We start from the raw sequence: 17,414 nt of genomic DNA, 5'->3' as shown, positions 1-17,414 counted from the left end.
CCTCGACGCCATAACCACCCCAACGACAACCACCAAAAGGGGGTGTTGCAACCACCGGTTGAGCCCGCCGCCGTGGCGGAAAGTGTCCAAGATCTACGGTGCCGGTTCCTCGACCACCGTCACCGGCACGGTCAGGGGCCATCCGACGCACCGACGCCCCGGCCCCGGTGGCGGGCGGAGATCCACCCCGCCCGCCACCGCACAGCGATCAGGAGACCGTGACGGTCAGGTTGATCGAGCGGGTCTCCCCGCTGCTGTAGGTGGTCGTCACCCGGGCGGTGAAGGTCCCCTTGCGGGGGTAGCTGTGGGCGACCGACCGCAGCGTCGCCCCGTGCGTGACGGCGCTGTTGTCACCGAAGTCCCACGCGTAGTCGGTGATGCTCTGCCCGGCTGGCGCCGTGGCGGTGGCCGTCAACGTGGTGTTCAGTGTTCCGGTCCCGCTGGCCGGGTTCGCCGCCAGCGACAACGTCCCGCCCGGCTCCTGTTTCACGCCGGCGCCGTTGAACCGTAGCCAGTCAAGTGCGAGCAGGTCCGGGGTGCCACCGACCTGGGCGGCGTTGACGAACTTCGCGTACAGGGTGGTGGTGCCGGCCGGTTTGTTGGTCAGCGTGACGGTGGGGGAGACCAGGTTGTCCCAGCCGCCTGTCGACCCGATGGCGGCCGTGCCGATCAGCGTGCCGGTGGGCGAGCCGGTCCGCAGTTCGATGGTGCCGCCGAGCCCGCCGTTGGTCACCCCGAGCGTCACCGAGCCGATGTTGCGCAGGTCCGCCGGACCGAACGCCACCCAGTCGTTGTGGTCGACCTCGCCGAGCCGCTTGCCGGCGCGAGCGGTGGCCCGGTCGTTGACAGTGACGCCGGACTGGGCGCTGAAGTGCTCGGCCTCCTTGCTCTTGGGCTGCAACTGCACGCGGGTCGAGCCGGTCAGCGCCGGTACGCCGCCGGCCGCGCCGCCGTCGGTGTACTGCGCGGTGATCAGGGTGTAGAGGTTCTGCCCCGGCCCGTGGCCGTCACCGGCATCCGCCTCGGTGGCGAGCAGCCCCGAGCAGCCGGTGTAGACGTCCAGCGGGTGGGCGTGCTGGTCGTGGCCGAGTTGCGTCTGCACCGTCACCTTGGCGCAGTCGATGGTGGTCTCCTCCGGGTCGGTGACCGTCACCGTGTATGGGATCTTGTCGCCGAAGTCGAAGAACCCGCCGTCGGGCACGGTGATGGTCACCGTCGGTCGGGTGTTGCCGACCACCACGTCGGTGACCGCGGTGGCGGTCAACCCGTTGCCGCTGTTGCGGACGGTCAGGCGCGCGGTGTGCTTCCCGGCCGTCGAGTAGGTGAAGCTGGGGTTGGCGGCGGTGGAGTCGGTGCTGCCGTCGTTGGTGAAGTCCCAGGCGTAGCTGAGCGTCGACCCGTCGCCGGCCGCCGATCCGGCCGAGGAGAACGTCACCGTGAGCGGGGTACGTCCGCTGTCCGGGCTGGCGGCGACCTTCGCGGTCGGTGGTCGCCCGTTGGCGACGTAGTCGATCCGGTAGATGCCCGCGCCGGCGTTGCTGCCGCCGCGACCGCTGCCGGTGCCCTCGCCGAAGTCGATGACGTAGAGCGAACCGTCCGGCCCGAACTCCGCCTCGAAGGGCTGGATCCAGCTCATGTTGTCGAAGATCCCGTTGATCGACTGGAGGTCGCCGACTGCGGTCGGGCCGAAGCGCGCGTTGCTGAAGGTCTGCGCCGTCTTGTGGATCGAGAGCGTCTTGAACCACCTGCGGGTCAGCTCATAGGTGATCCACTTGCCCTCGAAGTACTCGGGGAACTTCGTGGTGCGGGTGTTGGCCGGGTCGTAGTCGTAGACCGGGCCACTCATCGGCCCGCCACCGCCGGTGCCCAACTCGGGGAACTGGGTGGAGGCGGAGTACGCGTACCAGACCAGCGCGGATTTCGCCGCCGGCAGGGTGGTCAGGCCGGTGTTGTTGGGTGAGTTGTTCACCGGCGCGGCGCAGTTGAACTTCGCCCCCGAGGTGTTGGTGGCGAAGTTGTAGTCGTTGAACGGGATGTTGTTGCCCACGCAGTACGGCCAGCCGAAGTTGCCGGCGCTGGTGATCCGGTTGAACTCGACAGTCCCCTCCGGACCTCGGTTGGGGTCGGCGGCGCGGGCGTCCGGGCCGTAGTCGGCCACCAGCACCGCGTTGGTCTGCGGCTCGACGGTGATCCGGAACGGGTTGCGCATGCCCATCGCGTAGATCTCCGGCCGGGTCCTCGCGGTGCCGGCGGGGAAGAGGTTGCCACTCGGCACGGTGTACGTACCGTCGGCCTGTGGGGTGATCCGCAGGATCTTGCCGCGCAGGTCGTTGGTGTTGCCGGCGGTGCCCTGGGCGTCCCAGGCGGCGCGGCCGGCGCGTTCGTCGATCGGGGTGTAGCCGCTGGAGGCGAACGGGTCGGTGTTGTCGCCGACCGCCGCGTAGAGCCGTCCGGCCGCGTCCATGGCCAGCGACCCGCCCATGTGCGAGTTGGCCCGGCCCTCACCCCGGTAGGTGGGGACGGTCAGCAGGCGTTTCTCCGAGGAGAGCGCGACGCTGTTGTTGGCGACAGTGAACCGGGACAGATTGAGCTGTTTGAGGGTCTTGTCCGACCAGAGCAGGTAGATCCAGCCGTTGCTGGCGAAGTTGCGGTCCAGGGTCATCCCGAGCAGCCCGTCGGACTGGTCGGTCATCGCCGAGGTGTACGCGAAGTCCAGCAGGGTGGTGACCTGGAGGGTGTCGGAGTTGACCACCTTCAGCGCGCCGGTGCGCTGGATGTAGTAGACCTTCCGGTCCGGGCCGACGGCCAGCTCGAAGGGGTCGGCCAGGTTCTCGGTGACCAGCCCCACCCGCTCGAAGTTGCTGGTCTCGGTGGCCGAGCAGTCGCCGGCGACCGCGCCGGCCGCCCACTCGATGCCGTAGCGCAGGTGCTCAAGGAACGTCGGGGTGCTGAACTGGGAGCTGGCGTGCCCGCCGGCGGTGAACCAGGACCGGCCGCCGTCGTAGCGCTGACACCAGGAGTACGCGTGGTCGACGCCCTCGTCCAGGCCGTTGATTCCGTCGCGCACCTTGATCTGGGCGAGGGTGTGCACGTTGCCGGTCGGGTTGGTCCGCCAGTTGTACCACTCCTCGCTCTGTTCCCAGAGCTCCGGCAGGTTGCGGGTGGAGGGGTGCGCCCGGTCGAGCACCTTCACCCGGCCGGGGAAGGTGCCGCCGGTGGACGAGAAGTCGGGGTGGTAGTCGAAGATCGTGCCGACCAGGCCCTCGTACCACTGCCAGTCGCGTTCGCTGGCTGAGGCGGCGTGCAGGCCGGCCCAACCACCGCCGTTGCGAATGAACGTCTGCAACGCGGCCCGCTGACTGGCGTTGAGCAGGTCACCCGAGGTCGGGAGGGAGTTGGTGTTGTTGAAGACGAGAACGTCGAAGGTGGCGAGGTTGGCGTCGGTGAAGGCCGCCGCGTCGGTGGTGGCGACGACCTCGAAGTTGTGGGCGGCACCGAGCTGCTGGATCGCGGCGATGCCGGCCGGGATCGAGTCGTGGTAGAAGTTGGTGATCTTGGAGAAGACCAACACCCGGAAGCGCGGGGCGGCCTCGGCGGGCAGGGCGGTGGTGGTGCTCACCACGGTGGCGATGGCGAGCAGGATCAGGCAGAACGCACGGAGGTGTCGGGGCATGGGGGCGCTCCCTGTCGGGCGGTGAGGGTCGGAAAGCGCTTTCTCGCTGCCCGCATCACGGTACTGACAGCCAGTGACGACCGTCAATAGCCCTCTGGTAAGCGGTTTCCCGCTCCGGTGGCGTCCGCGCGTCGGTGGGCCCCACGGACCAAGGGGGACGGCTTAAGCTGTCCACTGGACACATTCGGTGACGCTGCGGATGCGGCGTGTTCCGCCGACCTGGGGAGGTCTCGTGACGGTGCCGTCCACGTCGGAGTTGCCCGAGGGTCGAGATGCCGCCCGGATCGACACCACCACGGTGCATCCGGCTCGCCGCTACAACTACTGGCTCGGCGGCAAGGACAACTTCGCCGCCGACCGGGAGTCCGGCGACCAGATCGCGGCCGTCTACCCAGGGGTGCGCACGCTCGCCCGGGAGAACCGGGCCTTCCTCGGCCGGGCAGTCCGGTTCCTCGCCGAGGAGGTCGGCGTCCGGCAGTTCCTCGACATCGGCACCGGCATCCCGAGCGCCGACAACACCCACGAGGTGGCCCAGTCCGTCGCCCCCGAATCCCGGGTGGTCTACGTCGACAACGACCCGATGGTGCTGGTCCACGCCCGAGCGCTGCTGACCAGCGACCCGGCCGGCGCCACCGCCTACCTGGCCGCCGACCTACGTGACCCGGAGAAGATCCTCGCCAACCCCCAGCTGCACGCCACAGTGGACCTGTCCCAACCGGTGGCTCTGGTGCTGATCGCCGTGACGCACTTCCTCACGGACGACGACCGCCCACATGAGCAGGTCGCCCGTCTGCTCGACGCGCTGCCGTCGGGCAGTTGGCTGGCGCTGACCCACTTCACCACCGACCACATCCCCGCCGAGATCGTCAGGCGGATGGAGGCCGAGTTCGCCGCCGGCCGGATGAAGCAGGACGCCGTACCCCGCGACCGCGCCCAGATCGCCCGCTTCTTCACCGGCCTGGAACTGGCCGAGCCGGGCATCGCCCCGGTCACCGAGTGGCGGCCGCAGGTGCCGCCGGAGCAGCGCCCGCCCCTCGCCGACGCCTCCATCTACGGTGCGGTAGCCCGCAAGCCCTGACCGGTTGTACCGGCCGGGGCTTGTTCAGTGCCGCTCAACAGATCGTGGAACCTTCGCCGAAGCCCCACCGACCGACTGGCCCCGCGCTGCACAACCGTCCACACCGACGAGAGTTCGACCGGATCCGGCAGTGGGTCCGAGCCTGAACGGCGGACGTGAGGTGGAGCGTTGGCGTTGAGTGAGCGCTGGGTGAGTGCCTGGGCTGTGCAGCTGCAAGCCGCGGTCGAGCGAGCTCTTCGCGATGTCGTGTCGGACCTTCCGTTCGAGGCCGACCACCATCAGGTGGGACCGCCAGCCCTCGGGGCCGAGCTCGACCTGCTGCGGGAGCGCTTGCCGTGGATGCCGGACGAGCTCGTCGCGCTGCACCGGCATGTCGGACCGGTCGTACTGCCCGACATCTGCAACGACCGGCACATTCTCGACCTTTGAGCAGCCACAGCCGGGCGGTATACCTCCTTCGAGGTATACCGCCTTCCACCGGCCTGGCGTTGAACAGTTGGCCGGCCCGAATGACGGTACGTAAGGTCGGAGCATCATCGAATCCCAACGCGAAGCCGTGCCGCGCAACGACGGTGGCGAGCTCGACACCGCCCTCGCCTTCCTGTCCTTCGCTCGATCATGTGTGCTGAAGAAGGTCGCGGGCCTGAACGAGGAGCAGCTGCGGCGCCGCCTGGTCGTCTCCGACACCACCCTGTTGGGCCTGGTCCAGCACCTGACCGACGGCGAGCGGTACTGGTTCGGCTACACGTTCACCGGCGACCAGCGCTACGCCGACGCAGACTTCGACATGGTGGTCGAGCCGGACCGGTCCCCGGAACAAATCATCGCCGGCTACCGAGCCGCGATCGCCGACAGCGACGCCCACATCGGCGCCGCCGCTGGCCTGGACCTCCCCACCGCGCAGCCGGTCGGTGACGTGCCTCGCACGCTTCGCTGGGTGCTCGCCCACATGACGAGCGAGACCACCCGGCATGCGGCCACGCCGACATCCTGCGGGAGCTCATCGACGGTGCCACCGGCCGGTAGGAGACCGCGACGTCGCGATGCGGCGGCCCAGGCTCGTCCCCGGTCAGGCGAACGGCTTCGGGTCGAAGCTGATGCCACCCCGTTCGGCCATCCGGAGCACCCGAGCGCCGTAACGCGGGGGCTGGCGCAGGTACAGGGTGAAGCTCGACGCCTGGAACCTCAGGTCCAGGTCGCGCCCCTCCAGGTGCCAGCAAGGCTCCCCTGACGGTGCGGGGGCCTCCCGGCGTAGGTTCTTCAACTCGAACGGCAGGCACACGGAGTGCAAGCCGCCGACGATGTCCCACACGCTGTGAAAGATCAGCGTGGCCGGCGCGACCCAGAAGCGGATGTCCCGCATCGGCCCGGGATCGACCCGCCGCACGATGTAGTCGAGGTCGAGATGCAGCTGCAAGGCTGACGGCGCGGTGGGGTCGAGGTCGTCGTCCTCCCGGTAGTCCACTGTCGGGTCCTCGGGCGGGGCCTCGTCGTCGGTGACGGCGAGCGCGTGAATGCGGCAGTAGTCCCACGAGGTCTCCACCATGTCCTGATCCGTCACTGTGGCTTTTCGGAGACCGGATTCAGGGTGCACGTCCGTCGTCATGGAACGATTATCGCCGGGCACATCGACCGCGCCAGATGTCAGTCTTTGCGTGCCGGTTCCGGTGCCCTGGTGAAGAAGCGAACGATGTCGTCCGCCGCGGTGGGGGACAGCATCATCGACTGGACTCGTGCGGACATTTCGGCGATCGGGTGAATCCTGCCGAACATCGACTCTTCGTACGCCCGGATCGCCGCATTCGGGTCTTCGGGGTTGGCGGCGAGATGGCCGGCCAGTTCTGCGGCGTCGAGCATGGCCTGGTTCGCGCCCTCGCCGACCGGTGGCATGAGGTGCGCGGCGTCGCCGATGAGGGTGACGCCCGGCCGGCTCGCCCAGCGCGTACCGGTGGGCATCGCCTCGATCAGTCGGGGCGTCGGCTGGCCGTCGGCGGCCTCGATGAGTGCGGTGACGCGGGGGGCCCAGCCAGCGAAGATGTCCAGCAGGGCGGGCCTACTGCGGTAGGTATCGAGGGGCTGGCCCTCGGCGCGCAGCGAGATCCCGACCCGGAGGCTGCCGTCGCCGAGACGTTGTGCCGACAGGATCTGATTCACGCCGACACACCACAGGTTCCCGGGGCCGACCAGTTCGGCGAGGTCGGGATGGCGCCTGTCGACGTCGTCGACGTTCAGCTCGACGACCGTCGACACATAGGACATCTCGACGTCGGTCAGCAGCGACCGGACGACCGACCGCGCGCCCTCGGCGCCGACGAGGATGTCGCAGCTGGCTCGCTGGCCGTCGTGGAACGTCAGCTCCCACCCGGTGTCGGGTCGCGGGGTCGCCGCGACGAGCCGGTGCCGCCAGACGACCGTGTCGCCGGGGAGGGAATCGAGCAGGAGATCACGCAGTGCGCTCCGGTCGATCTCGGGCCGTCCGGAGATTGAGCCAGGTTGCGGCACGTGGTGCACCAGGGTGCGTCCGGTCGGGTCGAGGATGCGATGTTCCTCGCCCTCGGGCCGCGCCGCCGACCGGAACTGGCCGGCGAGCCCCGCCTCGGCCAGGGCTCGTTGCCCGGACTCCGGGTGCAGATCGAGGGTGCCGCCCTGGGGGCGCGCGGACCGGCTTGCCTCCCGGTCGTAGACCACCGCGTCGATGCCGTGCTGGTGCAGGATCCGTGCCAGCGTCAACCCGCCGAGACCGCCACCGGCGATCGCAATTCGCGTTCTCACGCCGCTACCGTACACTGTATTTGTGGATACAGCGTACGGTAGCGTCCCCGTCTGGGAACGGCCCGAACCGCAGCCGCGGGCGGTGCCGGTGCAGTTGAGCCGCGACAAGATCGCCGCTACAGCGATCCGGCTTGCCGACGCGCACGGGCTCGACGGGCTGTCCTTGCGCAAGATCGCCAAAGAGCTCGGTGTCGGTCCGATGCGGCTCTACGACTACGTGATCAACAAGTCGGAGCTGCTCGATCTCATGGTCGACGTCGTCTATGCCCGGATCGCCGAGGTGGGCCAGCGCTCCGGGTGGCGCGACACGGTGCTGGCCATCGCCCATGCGACCCGCGATGCCGCCCTCGACCACGAGTGGTTCTCCGACGTGCTCGGCGGACGGCCACACCTGGGACCACACGCGCTCGCCGTGGGCGAAGCGACCGCCGCGGCGCTCAGTGCGGCCCCCGGCGTGCGTGACCTCGACGATCTCCAGCGAGCGGTGGGGGCCCTCAACGCCTTCATCGTCGGAGCGGTTCGCCGAGAGGTCACCGAGCGACGCACCACTCGTTCCACCGGCACCGATGAGGCCGCCTTCCAGGCCAGCCTCGGCCCCTATCTCACGCGCATGTTGAACACCGGCAGGTACCCCACAGTGGCCCGGCTCGTCATCGACGGCGCTCACCTCAATGCCGAGGAGACCTTCAACCACAACCTGACCACCGTGCTGGACGGCATCACCATTCGACGCGACGTGACTCGGTGAGCCATCTACGAACCGGCTGAACGCGTCCAGACAGGAGCCACGAGTGAACGTCAGCCTGGCCACGAGCGCCGGCAGGGCGGAGTGGCCGAACGAGGACTTCGTCGGTGCCGTTCCTGGCGCTGTCGTCCTGCTCGACGGTGCCGGCATTCCGGGAGCCGAATCACTCTGCCTCCACGGCGTCGCCTGGTACACGCACCGCCTCGGCGGCGCGCTGCTCGGCCACCTGTCGCGCGGCGACGGGCGAGACCTCGCCGCGATCCTCGCCACCGCCATCGGTGAGATCGCCGCCGAGCACTGCGACACCTGCGATATCGCGGACCCCAGCAGCCCGCAGGCCACCGTCGCGATGGTCCGCGTCCACGAGGACCGCCTGGAGTGGCTCCTGCTCGCGGATTCCTTCCTCGTCCTCGACCGGGCCGACGCCGGCTTGCAGGTGGTCACCGATGAGCGCGAGGTCACTGCTCGGCGCGAATGCTCGGCACCGCTGGCCGGCGTTGTCCTGGGAACACCGGAGTACGACCGGGTGCGCGCCTCGTGCGTCACCGCGCTACGTGCCCGTCGCAACCAGCCGGGCGGCTACTGGATCGCCAAGGATGACCCCCGCGCGGCGTGGGAGGCGGTGACCGGCAGCCGAGCTCTCGTCGGCCTGGACGGTGTCGCGTTGCTCAGCAACGGTGCCAGCCGCATCGTCAGCCCGTACGGTCGGACCGACTGGCCGGGCGTGCTGGACCTGCTTCGCGCCAGCGGGCCGGCCGGCGTCATCGCCCGCGTCCGGCAGGTCGAGGCGCAGGGCACCGCTGGCGTGGATGCGCAATTCCCGGACGACGCCACCGTGGTCCACTGCACGCACCTGCCGTGTTGAGCACCTGTCCGCAGAGTGTCGATGATCCGATAGACGGCCCGATCGACGGGCATTCTCCTGGCAGAACAGCGTTAGGGGTCGGAGCGCCCAAGGGTGCGAGGCCGAAAGGGCTGTCCGGCCCGGCTTCATGCGTGAGACGGGGGAGCTGCGACAGGAGCTCGGTCGTCCGACCCCTCCGGAGCGGTGATCGGGGCCGCGATGATCCGGCTGGGCACCACCGGTGCGTCCCGGCCGGTGCCCCGCCGGCTGTCGCCGCCGGAGGATTCCTCGTGGTAGTCCTGCTCCACGTTGACAGACCAGACGTCGTGCGTACTCCCGGTGGCGATGTTCTCGGCGGTGAGCATCGCGGTCAGCATCGAGTGGTCCTGGTTGTTGTAGCGGTGCATGCCGTTGCGGCCCACCGGGTGGACGTTCGGCACCGCCTCGGCCAGCCAGGCCCGGATCACATCCACGTTGTGCTGGTAGCGCTCGTCGTACACCGGGTAGGCCTTGGGCATGCGCACGACGTAGCCGGCCTCCACCACGCCGGGTCGAACCAACCCCAGCCGCTCCAGCTCCGCGGTGGCGAGGGCCACCAGGTCGGCATCGGGGGTACGCCACATCTCGTCGTCCTCGAACACGAAGTACTCCAGGCCCAGGCAGGTGCGGCCGTCCTTGACGAGGTACGGCGACCAGGAGCCGAAGTTCTGGATCCGGCCCACCCGTACCCCCGGGTCGTGCACGTAGATCCAGTTGTCCGGGAACGAGAATTCCGCCGGCACGACCAGGGCGACCGTCAGGAAGTCGCGGTAGCGCAGGTCGGCCGCGCAGGCCAGCACCTCCGGCGGCGCCGGCGGGTGAAGCGCGGTTACCAGCTCCGAAATCGGCATGGACGAGATCACCTGGTCGGCCGCCTCGGTGCGCTGCCCGCCCGTGCCGTTCACCGTCACGCTGATCGCCTGCCGGCGTGCCGGGTCGCGGTGCACGGCGGTGACCCAGCTGGCGGTGGAGATGTGCCCGCCCCGTTCGCGGACCTGCTCGGCACAGCGCTCCCACATCATCCCGGGCCCGTACTTCGGGTATTGGAACTCCTCGATCAGGCTGGTCACGTCCGTGCGTCGACGCCGGGGCAGCAACGCGTTGCGGATCGCCGTGGCCAGTGACAGGTTCTTGATCCGTTGCGCCGCCCAGTCGGCCTGCAACCGGTCCGCCGGCATACCCCAGACCTTCTCGGTGTACGTCTTGAAGAAGATCGAGTACAACCGCCAGCCGAACCGGGCCGACACCCAGCCCTCGAAGTGTGACTGGTCCCTCGGTGGCCGCAGCCGGGCGCGTGCGTACGAGCCGAGGCAGCGGACGGCCTCCGGCAGACCCAGGTTGCGCAGTGCGTTCACGGCGCTGAGCGGGTAGTTGAACAGGGCGCCCCGGTAGAAGATGCGGCTCATCCGGGGCCGGGTCAGGAAGTCCTCGTCCGGCAGAATCTCGTGCCAGAACGCCTCCACCCGGGGCACCTTCGTGAAGAACCGGTGCCCGCCGATGTCGAACCGCCACCCGTCGCGCTCCACCGTCCGACTGATCCCGCCGACCACCTCGTCAGCCTCGAAGACCTGGACCGACCGGCCGTGCCGGAGCAGTTCGTACGCAGCGGTGAGGCCGGCCGGCCCCGCACCGATCACCACAGTGCCGTGCTGCTCGCTCATGCTGACGCGCTCCCTGCTCATCGCCATGGTTGAGGCGCGGCGTCCACCCGTTATGGGCAGAATGTCACACTTGGTGGTAGCTGGTCCTCGCTTCGGCGGGGCACGCTGCGGCGTACCACGAGAAGAGCAACCTCCCCGCGCGGCCGGGGGAGCGGGGGAGCGGGACGGATGGACCGGTGGCGGAGCGGCACGGCGGCGACAGCCGCCCGGGCGGTCGCGGCAGGCCGCGGTGCAGCGCTCCTGGCCCGTCGGGTGCCGGCGCCCTGGCCGTACGTCATCGGCCTGTTCGTCGGCGCGAAGCTGCTGCTCACCCTGCTCGGGCTCCTGGTCCTGCACGCCTGGGACGGCGTGCCCGGCGCCCCGCCGGCGGACGAGGCGTTGATGTGGGCGCAACAGCGGGAGATCTCCGGACACCGGTGGATCTCCTTCTGGTTCGCCTGGGACTCGCTGCTCTACCTGCGGCTGAGCACCCTGCCCCTGAACGAGCCGTGGCGAGACTTCGGCTTCCCCCTGCTGTACCCGTTCCTGGCCCGGCCGGTCGGCGCGCTGCTCGGCGGCGACAACGCCCTGGCCCTGCTACTGATCAGCAACGTCGCGTTCCTGTTGGCGCTCTGGTACGGCCACCGGCTGGCCGAGCTGCTGCTCGGTGACGTGCACGCCGCCCGCCGGTTCACCAGGTACCTGGTGCTGCTGCCGACCGCGTTCCTCTTCCAGGCCGCGCTGACCGAATCGCTCTTCGTCTGCCTCGCGCTGGCCGCGTTCTACTACGCCGAGCGGCGTCGCTGGCTGCTGGTCGGCGTGCTCGGCTATTTCCTGGCCATGAGCCGCTCCGTCGGCCTGCTCGTGGCGCTGCCGCTGGCCCTGGTGCTGCTCCGGCAGCACGACTGGCGGCTCGGGCCGCGCGCCCTGCTCGGCTACCTGCGGATCGGCTGGCCGTTGCTGCTACTGCCCGCCGGATGGTTCACCTTCATGGCGTACTGCCGGTGGCGGGGTGGGGACTGGTTCGCCTACCAGCACGCTCAGCAGACCGGCTGGGGGATCAGGGTGCAGAACCCCGTACCGGTGCTGCTGAACGGGTTGACCGGGGAGCCGCGCGACGCCGCCCGGGTGTGGTTCGCCGTGGCCGTCCTGGCCGTGCTGGTCGCCGGGTTCCGCCGCCGGGAGCTGGCCTACCTGGTGTACGGCGTCCTCATGGTGCTGGTGCCGCTGTCGATGGGGCCGCCGGTGTACAAGAGCCTGCTGCGCTACCTGCTCGCGGCCTTCCCGGTGGCGCTGGTGCTGGCCCGCTGGGCCCGCCACGCCAGTGTCGACGTGTGGCTGACCGCGACGCTCGCCCTGGTGCAGGGCGTGCTGTTCGTGCTCTGGCTCACCTACTGGACACACATGATCATCTGAATGAGCTGGCCGGTGGCCGGGCAGGATAGGCGGATGACCGAGCCACGGGTGCGCCTCGACGACCTCGGCGCCTGGTTGATCAAGGGCAACGCGGACCTGGTCGACCTCGCCGCCTGGTTCGCCCGTGAGCCACTGGTGACGAGCTGGTGCGTGCGACCCGGCTACCGCACGCGGTTGATGCGCGCCGGACAGCCGGTGGTCTTCTGGGCCAGCGGCAGCCGCCTGCGGCTGCCGTACGGGGTGTGGGGCATCGGCCAGGTCACCGGGGAGGCCGAGCCAGGCCCACCGGGGCAACAGTGGTCAGTGCCCCTGGACCTGCCCATCCTCGACGAGAAGGACCGGGTGCCCCGGCAGCGCCTGCGCGCCGACGACCGGCTCGCCGCACTGGAGGTGTTCCGTCAACCCCAGGCAGCCAACCCCTCGTACCTGACCGTGGCCCAGCTCGCCGCGCTGCGTACCCATCTCCCGATCTGAGCGTGCCCCGGCGCGACCTGGCCACACCGGCCTGTGCGAGCCTGCTACCGACGTTCGACGCCCACCCGAGTGGAGGCCCGGTGTTCACCCTGCCGCTGACCGAGGATGTCGAGCTGCGTCCGCTCGACCCCTGGCGGGCCGAGGAGTTCCTCGCCCACCTCGATCGGGCCCGCGAGCACATCCAGCCCTGGGTGTCGCCGTCCTTCGTCGCCACCGACCTGCCCTCGGCGCGCGCGGTGTTGCAGCGGTACGCCGACCGGTGGGCCAGCGACAGCGGCGGCATCTGGGGGCTGTGGTGGCGGGACACCCTCGTCGGTGGGGTCATGTTCGTGTCGTTCGACGTGACCCGGGGCGTCTGCGAGGTTGGTTGCTGGGTGGAGCCGGCGGCGCAGGGCAGAGGCATGGTTGCCCCGGCGGTACGCCGGATCGTCGACTGGGCGGTGCGTGAGCGCGGCATCCAGCGGGTGGAGTGGCGTACCAACGCCGACAACACCCGCAGCAAGGCCCTCGCCGACCGGCTCGGCCTGCGCCTCGACGGCACGCTGCGCCAGGTCAGCCCGGGCCTGCACGGTCGGATCGACCTTGAGGTCTGGTCGGTGCTCGCCGACGAGTGGCCCACCGCGCCACGCACCGTCCACTGACGACGACGAATAGTTGTCATACCCGCGCGGCACCATGCATCCATGGCCGTCCCCGCGCTCACCCCTCATTCCGACCCGCCGCGTTCCGTGCCGCTGCGTGAGGCGCGCACCCGGTTCAGCCAGCTCGTCGCGCTGGCCGAGCTGACCGATGCGGTCACCGTCGTCACCCGCGACGGCGATCCCCGCCCGGTCGCCGCGATCGTCCCCGCCGCAGCCGCCCGCAGCGGCGCTCAGGCCCGCGCCGACGCCGACCGGCTCGCCACGGTCACCGCCGGCTGGGCCCGCCGCCTCGAGGAGCAGCACCGACGCAGCAGTCAGCGGCACGCCGCCGAGCTGGGCGCGCTCCGCGTGGCGCTGGCCGAGGCGTGGGCCGAGCTGGATCGCCGGGTCGTCCCGGGCAGCGATCCGACGCTGGCCCGGTTGCGCGCCGCACACGCCGACCTGCTCGCCGGTTGAGTCGCTCCGCGCCGACGTGCTCGCTGGTTGGGTCTTTCCGGGCCCGGTTGGGTCGCTCCGCGCTGACCTGATCGCTGGTTGGGTCGCTCCGCGCTGGTTGGGTCGCTCCGCGCCGGCGGGCAGCGCCCGCGCCGGCGCGGGCCGGCCTCCCGGGGGTCAGCCGGTGGCCGGGTACGCGTGGGTCTCGGTCGCCTTGACCGCCACCCAGACCCGCTGACCGGGGATCAGCCGCAGCTGGGCGGCGGCGGCCGGCGTGACGTCAGCGGCCACCCCGATCGGCCCGTCCAGTTGCACCCGCACGTTGTCACCGTGGCGTTGGACGCCGGTCACGGTGCCCGCCCAGGTGTTGCGCGGGCTGCCCTCCGGCCGGGCCGGATGCAGCGCCACCGCGGCTGGGCGGAACGCCACGAACGCTTCGCCGTCCAACCGGTCGGCGACAGTGAGGGTCAGCTCCGGCGAAACCCGCACCCCGTGTCCGTCGGCGCGACCCCGGTACAGGTTCAGCCCCACCAGCCTGGCGACGTAGTCGGTGCGCGGGCGGGCGGTGACGCTCGGCCCGTCGCCCTCCTGCACCACCCGGCCACCCTCCACGATGACCAGGCGGTCGGCCAACGCCAGCGCGTCCAGCGGGTCGTGGGTGACCAGCACCGTCGCACCCGCGTGCGCGGACAGGTGCCGGTGCAGCTCCGCGCGGGTGTCCAACCGGGTGCGGGCGTCCAGCGCGGCGAGCGGCTCGTCCAACAGCAGCAGCGACGGTGCCACGGCCAGCGCGCGGGCCAGCGCCACCCGCTGTGCCTGACCGCCGGAAAGCTGCCGGGGCCGGCTCTGCGCCTGCGCGTCAAGCCCCACCCGACCCAGCCACTCCCGGGCCGTGGCGCGGGCAGCCCGCCGTTCGACGCCGTGCCGGCGCGGCCCGAAAGCCACGTTGTCCAAGGCGCTGAGGTGCGGAAAGAGCAGGTAGTCCTGGAAGACCACGCCGATCGACCGGCGTTCGGTGGGCACCCAGCCCCCGGTCGCCGGCCGGTCCAGTTCGACGCCGTCGAGGGTGATGTGCCCGTCGGTGAGGGGATGCAGCCCGGCCAACGCCCGCAGCGCGGTGGTCTTGCCGGCGCCGTTCGGGCCGAGCAGCGCCACCACCTCGCCCGGCGCGACCCGCAGCGGCACGTCGAGCCGGAAGGTGCCCCGGTCGACGACGAGCCGGGCGTCGAGAAGTCGACCGCTCATGCGGTGGTCATCCAGCGGTCCCGCAACGCGACCAGGATGCCCACCGACACGACGAGCAGCACCAGGCTGAGCACGATCGCGGACTCCACGTCCGTCTCCAACGCCAGGTAGACGGCGAGGGGCATCGTCTGCGTCTGACCGGGGTAGTTGCCGGCGAAGGTGATGGTGGCACCGAACTCGCCGAGCGCCCGCGCCCAGCAGAGCACCGCCCCGGCGGCCAGACCGGGGGCCACCAACGGCAGCGTGACGTGGGTGAAAGTGGTCCACCGGCTGGCGCCCAACGTCGCCGCCGCCTCCTCGTAGCGGTGGTCGGCCGCCCGTAGCGCACCCTCCACCGCGATCACCAGGAACGGCATCGCGACGAACGACTCGGCCAGCACCACACCCGTGGTGGTGAAGGGCAGGGTGATACCGAACGTGGTGTCGAGCCAGCCACCGAGCAGGCCACGCCGGCCGAAGACCAGCAACAGCGCCACCCCACCGACCACCGGCGGCAGCACCAGCGGCACGGTGACCAGCGCGCGTACCAGCCGACGGCCGGGAAACTCGACCCGGGCCAGCACCCAGGCGAGCGGCACCCCGAGCAGCAGACAGAGCGCGGTGGCCACTGTGGCGGTCTGCACCGACAACCGCAGGGCGGTCAACGCCCCCGGCTCGGTGAGCCGCTCCGGCAGGGTCGTCCACGGTGCCCGGATCAGCAGCCCTGCCAACGGCAGGACGAGGAACAGCAACCCCAGCCCGGCGGGGATCAACAGCGCCGCCGGCACCCGCCCCCGCCGTCGGGGCGTGGCCGGGCGCCCGCGGGGTGTGTCGTGGTCGCGGACCTGCGTCACGGTGCCTGGAACCCCGCCTCGGCGAGGACCGCCTGCGCCGCAGCCGACCGGACGTACGCGACGAAGGCTCGTGCGCCGTTCGGATTCGGCGCGTCTCTCAACGCGACGATCGGGTAGTCGTTGACTGCCCGCGCCGACTCGGGAAACTCCACGCCTGTCACATCAACGCTCGCCGCCCGCGTGTCCGTGCGGTAGACCAGAGCCGCGTCGACCTCGCCGAGCTTCACCTTGGCGAGCGCGCCCTTGACGTCCCGCTCCAGGGTGACCGGCGTCAGCGCGACGCCGGCCGCGTCCAGGGCGGTGCGGGCCGCCGCGCCGCAGGGCACCTGAACGGCGCAGAGCGCCACCTTCACACCCGGGACGCTCAGGTCGGCCAGGCCGGCCACGGCCTTCGGGTTGCCCCGGGGCACCGCGATCACCAGCTGGTTGCGGGCGAAGACGCCCGGCGTGCCGTCGGCGTCACCGGCCTCGACGACCGTTGCCATGTTCGCCGGGGCGGCCGAGGCGAACACGTCCGCCGGCGCACCCTGGGTGATCTGGTTGGCCAGGGCGGAACTGCCGGCGACGTTGAGGGTCACGCGACTGCCCGGGTTGGCGGCCTCGAAGTCCTTCCCGATGCGGGTGAACGACCCGGTCAGCGAGGCGGCCGCGAACACTGTCACCGTGCCGGTCACCCGGCCGTCCCCGCCGCCTGCTGCCCGGCCGTCGCCCGCACCGCAGCCGGCCATCGTCAGGCCGGCCGCCACCAGGCTGAGCGCCACCAGTACGGAAACCGCCGCACGCCTGCTCCGCGCGTTCATCCACCCGGCCGTGTCCGCGTTCATCCGCCCGGCCCCGCTCATCCGGACCGTCCCCGCGTTCATGCGGCCGGCCGTCCCCGCGTCGGGGCGGGTGCGGCCCGCTCCACCACGACCGTGGTCGACTTGATCACCGCGACGGCCACCGATCCGACGCGCAGGTCGAGCTCGTCGACGGCCTCCCGGCTCATCAGCGACACGACCCGGAACGGGCCCGCCTGGATGTCGACCTGGGCCATCACCGTGTCCTTGCGGACGTCGACCACGATGCCGCGCAGCCGGTTGCGAGCCGAGGAGAATTCGGCGCCCGCATCCGGGTCGGCGGCCTGAGCGCGAGCGAACGCAGCCAGGTCGACGCCGTCGACGACCCGGTGGCCGTGGTCATCACGCCCAGCCGGCAGGCGCCCCGCGTCCACCCAGCGGCGAATGGTGTCGGCGCTGACGCCGAGCAGGTCGGCGGCCTCCCCGATCCGGTACGTCGTCACCCGCTTACCCTAACGCCGCATCTGCCATGACAGAAGCCTGGGTTGGGCAGCAGTCGCCCGGGCAAATGGGCGTCCGGCCTGGCAGTTGCGTCTGTGATCCGCCTTCAGGGCGACTGCCGGTTGCTTGAGCGCGCGTCCGCAAGATCGTGCTCGAACCAGGAAGTAGTGGTGTCGCGCATCGATGAGGCCATTACATCCTGGTTCGAGCACGATCTTGGCGCGGGGCGCGGGGCGCGGGGCGCGGGGCGCGGGGCGTGGGGGGGGGGCCGAGTTAGGAACGTAGTGGGGTGGGCAAGG

Annotated in this window: 16 protein-coding genes and 1 pseudogene; 9 read left to right on the top strand and 8 right to left on the bottom strand. The window is 70.8% G+C overall.

Going from position 1 to position 17,414, the window contains the following annotated elements:
- Positions 1–208: 208 nt before the first annotated feature.
- Positions 209–3,673, bottom strand: coding sequence for a ThuA domain-containing protein (locus tag ABZU74_RS33470; protein ID WP_355432606.1), 3,465 nt, complete (start codon positions 3,671–3,673; stop codon positions 209–211).
- Between the two features lie 232 nt (positions 3,674–3,905).
- Between ABZU74_RS33470 and ABZU74_RS33465 the strand changes: the two genes are divergently transcribed.
- The 3 genes and pseudogenes from ABZU74_RS33465 to ABZU74_RS33455 all read left to right on the top strand — a co-directional run bounded on the left by ABZU74_RS33465 (position 3,906) and on the right by ABZU74_RS33455 (position 5,777).
- Positions 3,906–4,751, top strand: coding sequence for an SAM-dependent methyltransferase (locus ABZU74_RS33465; protein ID WP_355432603.1), 846 nt, complete (start codon positions 3,906–3,908; stop codon positions 4,749–4,751).
- Between the two features lie 168 nt (positions 4,752–4,919).
- Entirely contained in the window at positions 4,920–5,180 is a 261-nt protein-coding gene (locus ABZU74_RS33460; RefSeq protein ID WP_355432600.1) for a hypothetical protein, read from the top strand.
- A 103-nt stretch (positions 5,181–5,283) separates the two neighbouring features.
- Positions 5,284–5,777: pseudogene (locus ABZU74_RS33455) on the top strand (DinB family protein).
- 43 nt (positions 5,778–5,820) lie between these two features.
- Here the strand turns inward: ABZU74_RS33455 and ABZU74_RS33450 are convergent.
- Positions 5,821–6,357, bottom strand: a complete 537-nt coding sequence (locus tag ABZU74_RS33450) for a hypothetical protein (protein WP_355432597.1) — start codon at positions 6,355–6,357, stop codon at positions 5,821–5,823.
- A 38-nt stretch (positions 6,358–6,395) separates the two neighbouring features.
- A complete protein-coding gene (locus ABZU74_RS33445; RefSeq protein WP_355432595.1) occupies positions 6,396–7,523 on the bottom strand; it encodes an NAD(P)/FAD-dependent oxidoreductase in 1,128 nt (375 codons plus the stop codon).
- Positions 7,524–7,545: 22 nt separating this feature from the next.
- On the opposite strand from ABZU74_RS33445, the gene ABZU74_RS33440 reads away from it, so the two are divergent.
- Together ABZU74_RS33440 and ABZU74_RS33435 are read left to right on the top strand one after the other, a co-directional pair.
- Positions 7,546–8,271 carry a TetR/AcrR family transcriptional regulator gene (locus ABZU74_RS33440; protein ID WP_355432592.1) on the top strand — a complete coding sequence of 242 codons (726 nt, stop codon included), beginning with the start codon at positions 7,546–7,548 and terminating at the stop codon, positions 8,269–8,271.
- Positions 8,272–8,314: 43 nt separating this feature from the next.
- Complete coding sequence (locus tag ABZU74_RS33435; protein ID WP_355432589.1) at positions 8,315–9,133, top strand: hypothetical protein; 819 nt, start codon at positions 8,315–8,317, stop codon at positions 9,131–9,133.
- 125 nt (positions 9,134–9,258) lie between these two features.
- On the opposite strand, the gene ABZU74_RS33430 is transcribed toward ABZU74_RS33435, so the two are convergent.
- The gene (locus ABZU74_RS33430) at positions 9,259–10,812 is read right to left on the bottom strand and encodes an NAD(P)/FAD-dependent oxidoreductase (RefSeq protein WP_355432586.1); all 1,554 of its coding nucleotides are present in this window, start codon (positions 10,810–10,812) and stop codon (positions 9,259–9,261) included.
- A 168-nt stretch (positions 10,813–10,980) separates the two neighbouring features.
- On the opposite strand from ABZU74_RS33430, the gene ABZU74_RS33425 reads away from it, so the two are divergent.
- From ABZU74_RS33425 to ABZU74_RS33410, 4 genes are all read left to right on the top strand, one after another.
- Positions 10,981–12,207 (top strand): hypothetical protein, encoded by a 1,227-nt coding sequence (locus ABZU74_RS33425; RefSeq protein WP_355432583.1) that lies wholly within the window; start codon positions 10,981–10,983, stop codon positions 12,205–12,207.
- A gap of 33 nt (positions 12,208–12,240) precedes the next feature.
- A complete protein-coding gene (locus ABZU74_RS33420) occupies positions 12,241–12,681 on the top strand; it encodes a hypothetical protein (RefSeq protein ID WP_355432579.1) in 441 nt (146 codons plus the stop codon).
- An 80-nt stretch (positions 12,682–12,761) separates the two neighbouring features.
- Entirely contained in the window at positions 12,762–13,322 is a 561-nt protein-coding gene (locus ABZU74_RS33415) for a GNAT family protein (RefSeq protein ID WP_355432613.1), read from the top strand.
- Positions 13,323–13,364: 42 nt separating this feature from the next.
- On the top strand, positions 13,365–13,778 hold the full coding sequence (locus tag ABZU74_RS33410; RefSeq protein WP_355432576.1) for a type II toxin-antitoxin system Phd/YefM family antitoxin: 414 nt from the start codon (positions 13,365–13,367) through the stop codon (positions 13,776–13,778).
- Positions 13,779–13,934: 156 nt separating this feature from the next.
- Here the strand turns inward: ABZU74_RS33410 and ABZU74_RS33405 are convergent, their stop codons facing one another.
- The 4 genes from ABZU74_RS33405 to ABZU74_RS33390 form a co-directional block, all read right to left on the bottom strand.
- Positions 13,935–15,002 carry an ABC transporter ATP-binding protein gene (locus ABZU74_RS33405; RefSeq protein WP_355432574.1) on the bottom strand — a complete coding sequence of 356 codons (1,068 nt, stop codon included), beginning with the start codon at positions 15,000–15,002 and terminating at the stop codon, positions 13,935–13,937.
- The gene (locus ABZU74_RS33400; protein ID WP_355432571.1) at positions 14,999–15,835 is read right to left on the bottom strand and encodes an ABC transporter permease; all 837 of its coding nucleotides are present in this window, start codon (positions 15,833–15,835) and stop codon (positions 14,999–15,001) included. The genes ABZU74_RS33405 and ABZU74_RS33400 overlap by 4 nt, the downstream gene beginning before the upstream one ends.
- A complete protein-coding gene (modA, locus tag ABZU74_RS33395; protein ID WP_355432610.1) occupies positions 15,832–16,563 on the bottom strand; it encodes a molybdate ABC transporter substrate-binding protein in 732 nt (243 codons plus the stop codon). Before modA ends, ABZU74_RS33400 begins: the two co-directional genes overlap by 4 nt.
- 131 nt (positions 16,564–16,694) lie before the next feature.
- Complete coding sequence (locus tag ABZU74_RS33390) at positions 16,695–17,117, bottom strand: helix-turn-helix domain-containing protein (RefSeq protein WP_355432568.1); 423 nt, start codon at positions 17,115–17,117, stop codon at positions 16,695–16,697.
- Positions 17,118–17,414: the final 297 nt, after the last annotated feature.

The sequence above is a fragment of the Micromonospora sp. NPDC005171 genome, assembly GCF_040608575.1.
Lineage (GTDB): Bacteria > Actinomycetota > Actinomycetes > Mycobacteriales > Micromonosporaceae > Micromonospora.
The sequence above is the reverse complement of the archived record's forward strand: the minus strand, read 5'-3'. Positions and strand labels throughout refer to the sequence as shown.

What these genes read in the sequence shown, in the direction of transcription:
- ABZU74_RS33405 (WP_355432574.1), bottom strand. Translation starts at nt 15,002, where the DNA reads ATGAGCGGTCGACTTCTCGACGCCCGGCTCGTCGTCGACCGGGGCACC.
- ABZU74_RS33425 (WP_355432583.1), top strand. Translation starts at nt 10,981, where the DNA reads ATGGACCGGTGGCGGAGCGGCACGGCGGCGACAGCCGCCCGGGCGGTC.
- ABZU74_RS33410 (WP_355432576.1), top strand. Translation starts at nt 13,365, where the DNA reads ATGGCCGTCCCCGCGCTCACCCCTCATTCCGACCCGCCGCGTTCCGTG.
- modA (WP_355432610.1), bottom strand. Translation starts at nt 16,563, where the DNA reads ATGGCCGGCTGCGGTGCGGGCGACGGCCGGGCAGCAGGCGGCGGGGAC.
- ABZU74_RS33470 (WP_355432606.1), bottom strand. Translation starts at nt 3,673, where the DNA reads ATGCCCCGACACCTCCGTGCGTTCTGCCTGATCCTGCTCGCCATCGCC.
- ABZU74_RS33450 (WP_355432597.1), bottom strand. Translation starts at nt 6,357, where the DNA reads ATGACGACGGACGTGCACCCTGAATCCGGTCTCCGAAAAGCCACAGTG.
- ABZU74_RS33420 (WP_355432579.1), top strand. Translation starts at nt 12,241, where the DNA reads ATGACCGAGCCACGGGTGCGCCTCGACGACCTCGGCGCCTGGTTGATC.
- ABZU74_RS33430 (WP_355432586.1), bottom strand. Translation starts at nt 10,812, where the DNA reads ATGAGCGAGCAGCACGGCACTGTGGTGATCGGTGCGGGGCCGGCCGGC.